The following is a 7,276-nucleotide window of genomic DNA, read 5'->3' as shown; positions in this document are numbered from 1 at the left end:
TGCGCGATATAGCGAATGGTCAAAAAGGGAACACTAAATAAAATTAAAATCCACCAAAATGAAAAATCAGAGTAATTCATACATATATTAATTAAATTTAAACCAGTAAATATAAGACTTGAGTTATGGGAAACAAAGGATAGAATTTTTAATACTATACCAGGTGAAGTAACGTTTAGGACATCCTTAAAAGGAGTAAATTTTGCTTGATTATCCCTATAAGTGAGCTTTTTTCGCTGATTCTAATTACTAACTAAGAACAAGGGTTAGTCAAGTGTTATCCTTGGCTAACCCTATTGATAGTTTTATGGTTTATCTTTTATTTGAATCTTCCAAAAAGATTGCCCCATCCTTTTTTATCATTGTTATTATCTTGAGTTTCATTAATGGGTGCTTCGGTTACTGTTTCTTCTGATTCAATCTTATTGACTGCATCAGCAAGATCATAATTTTCTTCGAGGTACTTTGCTGATTTTTCTACAGTCGGATGATCCCAAAATAAAGTATCAGGAAGGTCTAAGTCTAACCAGTCTTCTAAGTCTCCGACTAAGGTAACAGCGTCGATGGAGTCTAGGCCATAACGGGTAAAAGGTTCGGTGATTTTTATACTAGCAGGGTCAAGACGTAACTGCTCAGCTAACTGCTTAATCAGCCAATTTTGAACAGTTTCGACTGGTGTGGTAGTTGCTGCTGCTTGGTCATCAAGCTTGTAGCTGGAGCTTTGAAGTTGCATAAGAGCGATCCTCGTTTATCGGTGAATGAGCTAATTGAAAAGGAACGATTGAAAACAGTTTATCTTCTTTATAAAGTTTTAGCAGTTCTTGGGCGGTATTTTCTACATAAGCGTCAGAAATGCTATAGGGTAAGGGTCTTATTGTTCTTAAGAGTCGGTGTAAGCTTAAAACTAACCATTCCCCTTGAGCAAAAAAGTCCCCTAAAATTGTTCTATTGTATAACCACATCTGTAAACAACAGGCCGCAGCATGAAGGGTACAATATGTTTTGGCAACTTCAAACAATTCTGGGGATTGATCATGGCCATATTCAAACTTTGAGTTAGCAATTAACTCGTCGTGGGCGTTTAATTCTTCTAAGACTAAACTACCCAAAACCATGACTTTTTCTAACACTTCCTCATCTATATCTGTCGTTTCTTTTAACGCTTCTAACTGTTGTAAGGCTATTTCCAACCCTTGTAAAGGATCATCGGCCCCTCGACCAAATAATTCGAGTTTCTCTCCGTGAAAGGAAGGTAAGGGTTGCTCTAAAGAAAAAATAGCTTCTAAACGTTTTTGTAAATCTGCGATCGCTTCTGGTTTGCGTCGGGATCGTTGTTTAGTTAGCTGACGAAACTGAAGCATCAACGCGTGTAAATTAACCACCGTACTACCATCAAACATACTAATGATGGAGTTATCCCGTAGTACCTTTTGGAAGATACCCCAGTCATGTTCTTCGCGCATATAGAACCGTGATCCCAAAACTGTATAAACGCTATTGATCATGGTTTCTATTTGGGTGGTAACGAAATATTTAGTCACCGAGGCCCAGACGCTAAATTGTTCAGGGATAATATGAAATCCTCTCGCTGCGCCAATGGTTTCGCAATCACAGATTAAAATATCTAAAAAAGCATCTACCAGCACTTTACGGGGTTGGGGAATATCAATGACTTTTTTTCCATAAACAACCCGTTTTGTGGCAAAATTCAAGGTAGTTCTTAAAGCAGTGTCGGCCGCACCCAAAGAAAAAGCAGCGCAGAAGGTACGAGTCACTTGAAAGCCTTTCAAAGCAAATTCTAATCCGTCTCCTTCCTCTTTAATCCGCATTGAGTCAGGCACAAAACAATCTTTAAAGCCGATCCCACTCATATCCGATGCGCGAATACCGTGGGTTAAGATTTTCGGTAAATTGTAATAATTCTCAGGGTTTAATTGACTTTTATTTACCATGAACAGGGTTAAACATTTTGGTCCCCCCTCTGGATCGGTTTTGGCCAAAATATAAGTTATCCCCGAAATGGTAGCGCGGTTAATCGGCCATTTTTCCCCGTTGAGGATGTATCCTCCTGGGACTTTTTTCGCCGTTAAATCACCGCCAACGAGATCACTCCCATGTTCTCGTTCAGAATAGCCTAAACACATCGCTCCGTTTTCGTTTTTGATGTATTTGGCTAACTGTTGCTTTTGTTCATCGGTTCCTGCCATCCAAGTGATAAAAGACCAAAATAGGGTTGTAAATGCGATCCCTATGGTTTGATCTCGACGACACAAAACACGAACAAATGCTAAAAATTCCTCAAAAGAAGTAAACTCCCCACCACACTCCGCCGGAACATAGTAATGTTGCAGTTTCCAGTTGTAAAGCCATTCGATCTCTGAGTGAGGAAATTCCTCTTTCTCATCGATCTCAACGACCTGCTTAAACGACATTACGCTCTCAGGAGTCCAGGGATCTCCTAAGTCTTTGTCAAGTCTTTCAGCAACCCAATATTGCTTGAGTTGGTGCATGACGTGCCTCCTTAGGTAGCTTTGCTTCAGGCTATTCCTTTGCAGGGTATATTATAACCTTCACAAAAATTAATGGCTATTTTAACTGGTTTATGTAAAGTAAGCAAGTTTTTGTCAGTGAACAGTTAATCAGTGAGCAGTAATCAGTTATGTTATTGGGAGTCACGAGATTGAGCTAGTGATCAAATCACAGAACAATCATATTCAAAATGGAGTTTCAATTAATAGACTAAAAAAAGTAAAAAAAGGGATTGCTAACTCCAATCTTTCGTTAAATTCTTTACTTAATTCCAACATAATAATAAGTTAATAAAAATTTTTTAAACAAGGCGATCATTGAGATCCTTTATCATTCTTGTTCCTTGCTGTTTCTAACTTTTGGCGAATTGCTGCTTGAACCTTTTCATCAAAATCAGAATCATCAAGGCTAGCTATAATTTTAAGGGGACGTTGATTAATTCTATCTAAGTAAGCTTGAAATGCAGCATGATCTCCACGATGCTTGATAAAATATTGTTTCAACTCAGTGGTTGACATTGCATCATAATTAATTTGACTCATCAGCAAATTATCCATTTGGTGTTATCTGAAACTCTATTTCTTCATCATACCCAGCCAATATATAAACATAATCTTTATCTTATCAAATAAAATGTAGGGTAGATTAGAGAAACGTAATCCACCCTTGAATTTATCTATTAATTATTAAACATTTGGTGAATTAACCATAGTGTAATGCACCTACAAAAAAGGCGATCGCTATTCATTGCTTATTCATTAAATATACAAAAAAGTTATGATTGTTGGGTTTCGTCCCTTAACCCAACTTACAAAATCGGCGATCGTACTACTTTAGTGAGACATTTATCAGTTGGTTAAATAACAATCATCCATATTACAAAACCTAATGATGTAAGTATTGCACAGCTTATCCAAGCGTTAATATAGTCTTGGGCAATATTGCAGCTTTTTAGTTCTTTGTAGATAAGTAAGTTAATTAATAAAAGACCAAAAATACCTCCTCCTAGAACTCCAATTTTCATATCTTCATCAGATAAGCTATTAGCATCATCTATTAAAACCAAACTAATAACAGATATGACCATCAAAACCATAACAACAATTATGAACTTTTGATTAATGATTCTTTTAGAGAAGTTGGATACTTTCTCTTTTTCTTCCAGGGAAAGTTTCTCAAAACTATGATCTTTTAGAGAACCTCCTAAATAAGTAAAAAGTAAAAAACCACAAAAACCAATCAGTGCTTGGTAATTTATGATGATTGAATCTTTTATTTCGTTTAGGTAAGGTGGCATTTTTCAACACTGTTTTTAGTGAGTTTCACCGACAGGGGTTATTTTTCGGAAATTCATCAGCAAACGCTTTGTCTATTTACTAACTGTTCTCTCATCATTGGACAAATGACGCTCGTAACTTCCCAATTATCTGTATAGAATTTGTTAATACCGAAGGGTTTCAGCATTCTTTTTAATTTGAGAAACATTTGATCTTTTCTTTGTCCTAAAACATAGGCTAGTATGGTTCCTGTTTCATGGTCAGTGGACATTCTTTATTTGGGCAAAGATAACGAGTTTTAAGGCAACTATCACCCTAAAACCCGCCTTAAAAATCATGACAATTCTAGTTAGTTATTCTCTGCTAACTTAAGAATTCCCATTGTCACATTTATACTTTCTTGATACAACGCATCGGGACCCCAACGTTGCAATTGTTTCTCGATTAAATGTTCAGTTTTTTGATCGCCTAAAGGAGTTACCTGTTCAATACGACAAGCTTGTGCGCCTCCTGATGCTTCCATACGCATACATCCAGTTGTCCCAGAACATAACACTGTACAACAGTCTGCTTGCAGGTTAGTGGAACTTAACTTAATACTAATCAAGTCTCCTAAGACATCGCCCCAGTCAGCTAAGGGAACCCCTGCTAGTTCAGCTTCGATGGTTTTTTGTTCATCATTGAGGAACTTAACCCGACGAATATCATAGTCACCGCCTTCTTGTTCATAGGAAACCGGTTTCCATTGCAGACGACTAGCCACCCATCCTAAAAACATCAACGCTTGGGTAGCATTTCCCTTTTCATAGTCGATGGTAACACGGTCAATTTCTAACACGGCACTGCGACGTTCTGGGGGGTCAAACGCAGCAGCCGTTAATTCTTGCCAAGGACTGAGTCTAGCCCAGTTTAAGTCAGCTAGGGGTATATTTTGCTCTAACATTTGACCGAGTTGTAATAACTGGGCTTCGGGATCACTAAAGTTGCTAGAGTCAACGACTAACGTATCTCCTTGGGAAGCCAACCGCTTAAATAGTCCGTATTCAGGTTCGGGACTGGCTTTCCACCAAACGAAGGTAGGCAAACCACTAATGGTTAATTCTGAAATAATACCCCCAACTCTCTCTAAAGCTGCAGCCGTTCCTCTGAGGGTAATATATTCGCAACAAATAAGGGTGTTTTGACTGCGCTTATTGATAGGACAATAAGCTGAAACCTGTGCTTTAACGCCTTTGTCTTCTCCAACCGTAGGACAGAGGGTAATAATACGACAGGGGTTGGATGCAGCAATACTATCCGCTAAGCCGGTGCCTTCTAAGTCTGGAGAATAGGAACCAGCGGCCACTTTTTGTTCTTCGTTAAGTTGGCCATTAGCTTTTGCCTGTTCAAACTCGGTTTGTAATTTATGGATAAAATCTTGATTTGATTTACCTGTCACCTCCATCTCATAGGCTTTTTGTGCCGATTTAATGGCTGCAACGGTACGGGGACCGGCAATACCATCGATAGGACCGGTATAAAAACCCAAAGCTGCTAATAAGTGTTGAGTGGGTTCAGGTTCATAGACAATGAAGGTAAACGATGTGGCACGAGTGGCAACGATACCATCGTCATTATCACTGTAACTTCGCCAAATGCTGCTTAATTCTGATTCAATGACATCAATAGAGACATCTTTAGGGTCTTGTAGAGAAACTAAGGGGGGAGTTTGGGTAGTCATAATGGTTTAGTTATTTAGGGAGGTTGAGAAATAAGTTAATGAAGTCATAGAAGCCAAACTTCTGATTTTTGACTTCTAACTTCTGTGCGATAGCGCCGCAACAGAGTGAGGAACTTCTATAAACGTCGCCAGCGACGACCATCACGGTTAATTAAAAATTCAGCTTCGGTGGGTTCCCAGGTTCCTGCTTCGTATTGGGGAACACTGTTGGGTTCGGCTGGCCCGTCCCATGCGGATAGCACAGGAGTAACCACTCGCCAGGCTTCTTCTACTTCGTCAGCGCGGGTAAACAGGGTTTGGTCCCCTAACATCGCATCTAATAAGAGACGGTGATAAGCATCTGCACTGGCCATGCCAAAGGAGGAACCATAGTTAAAGTCCATTTCTACTGAGCGGGTTCGCAGTTCAGACCCTGGCATTTTGGCTTCAAACTTGAGGGCAATGCCTTCGTTGGGTTGTATCCTCATACTGAGGACGTTAGCATTGGTTTGATGGGCTGCTGACTGGAAGATGAGTAAGGGTACATCTTTAAATTGGATGGATATCTCAGAGACTTTTTTGGGTAGACGTTTTCCTGTTCTTAGATAAAATGGCACTCCTTTCCATCGCCAGTTATCTACCATCAGTTTCATGGCAACGTAGGTAGGCGTAGAGGAGTTTTCGCCTACGCCCGGTTCTTCTAAATAGCCTGGAACAGGCTTTCCTTTCATCCATCCTGCTTTGTATTGTCCCCGAATAGCTGATTTTTCGAGGTTATGAACGTCAAAGAGATGGGTCGCTTGTAAGACCTTAACTTTTTCGTTACGGATACTATCAGCATTTAAGGCATTGGGGGGTTCCATCGCAGTGAGACAGAATAGCTGCATGAGGTGGTTTTGCAGCATATCTCGCAAGGCCCCAGAAGTATCATAGTAACCGGCTCTATCTTCAACCCCGACGGTTTCGGCTACAGTTATTTGAACATGATCGACAAATTGACGGTTCCACAGAGGTTCAAAAATAGCGTTGGCAAAGCGGAACACTAACAGGTTTTGGACAGTTTCTTTACCTAAGTAATGGTCAATACGATAAACCTGTTCTTCTTTACACACATTCTGCACAATGCGGTTAAGAACTTGAGCCGAACTTAAGTCCTTTCCAAAGGGTTTCTCGATGACGATACGGTGTTTCATGGGGTCGCTTAACATTCCTGCAGCCCCTAACTGTTTGATACCTGGGGGGAAGAACTTAGGAGAGACCGAGAGATAGAAAACACGATTACCTCTAGTGCCTCGTTTGCCGTCTAATTCTTCTAAAAAGCTTTTTAATTTTTGATAACTCTCAGGATCATCCATATTTCCTGAGCAATAATATAATCCTTCGGCGAAATCATTCCATAATTCTTCGTTACCAATGCCGTCGGAAAATTCTTCAATCCCCTCACGCATTTGTTCTCTAAAATAATCATGACTCCAGTCTCTACGGGCGACTCCAACCACAGTTAATTCTGGGGGGAGTCGCCGTTCCTGTTTCATTTTGTAGAGAGCAGGAACGAGTTTACGTTGGGTGAGGTCGCCGGATGCTCCAAAAATGACAAGTATTAAGGGTTCTGGGGTTCTTTCTTGGCGTAGTCCAACGCGAAATGGGTTTTCTAACAGCGTTACCATAAGCTTCTTCTTGGCTCCTTCGATAGTCTCTAGTTTAACGAGAACTTTTTTGAAGATAGGTAAGTTATTACACAAAATTAAGCTTTGAAGTATAACTATGCTTA

8 protein-coding genes are annotated in these 7,276 nt (G+C 39.9%); 1 reads left to right on the top strand and 7 read right to left on the bottom strand.

The window, feature by feature from the left end; genetic code table 11:
• Window positions 1-319: 319 nt before the first annotated feature.
• From CY0110_RS17880 to CY0110_RS17870, 3 genes are all read right to left on the bottom strand, one after another.
• Complete coding sequence (locus CY0110_RS17880) at window positions 320-733, bottom strand: acyl carrier protein (RefSeq protein ID WP_008276919.1); 414 nt, start codon at window positions 731-733, stop codon at window positions 320-322.
• On the bottom strand, window positions 702-2,510 hold the full coding sequence (locus CY0110_RS17875) for an acyl-CoA dehydrogenase (protein WP_008276918.1): 1,809 nt from the start codon (window positions 2,508-2,510) through the stop codon (window positions 702-704). The genes CY0110_RS17880 and CY0110_RS17875 overlap by 32 nt, the downstream gene beginning before the upstream one ends.
• A gap of 333 nt (window positions 2,511-2,843) precedes the next feature.
• Window positions 2,844-3,071 (bottom strand): DUF6887 family protein, encoded by a 228-nt coding sequence (locus CY0110_RS17870; RefSeq protein ID WP_035799863.1) that lies wholly within the window; start codon window positions 3,069-3,071, stop codon window positions 2,844-2,846.
• Between the two features lie 174 nt (window positions 3,072-3,245).
• Between CY0110_RS17870 and CY0110_RS30015 the strand changes: the two genes are divergently transcribed.
• Complete coding sequence (locus CY0110_RS30015; RefSeq protein WP_157464607.1) at window positions 3,246-3,389, top strand: hypothetical protein; 144 nt, start codon at window positions 3,246-3,248, stop codon at window positions 3,387-3,389.
• Here CY0110_RS30015 and CY0110_RS17865 read toward each other — a convergent pair.
• From CY0110_RS17865 to zwf, 4 genes are all read right to left on the bottom strand, one after another.
• Window positions 3,386-3,826 (bottom strand): hypothetical protein, encoded by a 441-nt coding sequence (locus tag CY0110_RS17865; RefSeq protein ID WP_008276916.1) that lies wholly within the window; start codon window positions 3,824-3,826, stop codon window positions 3,386-3,388. The genes CY0110_RS30015 and CY0110_RS17865 overlap by 4 nt on opposite strands.
• 56 nt (window positions 3,827-3,882) lie before the next feature.
• On the bottom strand, window positions 3,883-4,077 hold the full coding sequence (locus tag CY0110_RS17860) for an IS1 family transposase (RefSeq protein WP_008276915.1): 195 nt from the start codon (window positions 4,075-4,077) through the stop codon (window positions 3,883-3,885).
• A gap of 78 nt (window positions 4,078-4,155) precedes the next feature.
• A complete protein-coding gene (gene opcA, locus CY0110_RS17855) occupies window positions 4,156-5,526 on the bottom strand; it encodes a glucose-6-phosphate dehydrogenase assembly protein OpcA (protein WP_008276914.1) in 1,371 nt (456 codons plus the stop codon).
• A gap of 116 nt (window positions 5,527-5,642) precedes the next feature.
• On the bottom strand, window positions 5,643-7,172 hold the full coding sequence (zwf, locus tag CY0110_RS17850) for a glucose-6-phosphate dehydrogenase (RefSeq protein WP_008276913.1): 1,530 nt from the start codon (window positions 7,170-7,172) through the stop codon (window positions 5,643-5,645).
• Window positions 7,173-7,276: the final 104 nt, after the last annotated feature.

It is taken from the genome of Crocosphaera chwakensis CCY0110 (assembly GCF_000169335.1).
GTDB lineage: Bacteria > Cyanobacteriota > Cyanobacteriia > Cyanobacteriales > Microcystaceae > Crocosphaera > Crocosphaera chwakensis.
This window is presented reverse-complemented; position numbering and strand designations above follow the sequence as displayed.

Excerpts from the sequence above, each read along its gene's own strand:
- CY0110_RS17875 (WP_008276918.1), bottom strand. The coding sequence starts at position 2,510 with ATGCACCAACTCAAGCAATATTGGGTTGCTGAAAGACTTGACAAAGAC.
- CY0110_RS17870 (WP_035799863.1), bottom strand. The coding sequence starts at position 3,071 with ATGAGTCAAATTAATTATGATGCAATGTCAACCACTGAGTTGAAACAA.
- CY0110_RS17880 (WP_008276919.1), bottom strand. The coding sequence starts at position 733 with ATGCAACTTCAAAGCTCCAGCTACAAGCTTGATGACCAAGCAGCAGCA.
- CY0110_RS17860 (WP_008276915.1), bottom strand. The coding sequence starts at position 4,077 with ATGTCCACTGACCATGAAACAGGAACCATACTAGCCTATGTTTTAGGA.
- CY0110_RS17865 (WP_008276916.1), bottom strand. The coding sequence starts at position 3,826 with ATGCCACCTTACCTAAACGAAATAAAAGATTCAATCATCATAAATTAC.
- CY0110_RS30015 (WP_157464607.1), top strand. The coding sequence starts at position 3,246 with ATGCACCTACAAAAAAGGCGATCGCTATTCATTGCTTATTCATTAAAT.
- opcA (WP_008276914.1), bottom strand. The coding sequence starts at position 5,526 with ATGACTACCCAAACTCCCCCCTTAGTTTCTCTACAAGACCCTAAAGAT.
- zwf (WP_008276913.1), bottom strand. The coding sequence starts at position 7,172 with ATGGTAACGCTGTTAGAAAACCCATTTCGCGTTGGACTACGCCAAGAA.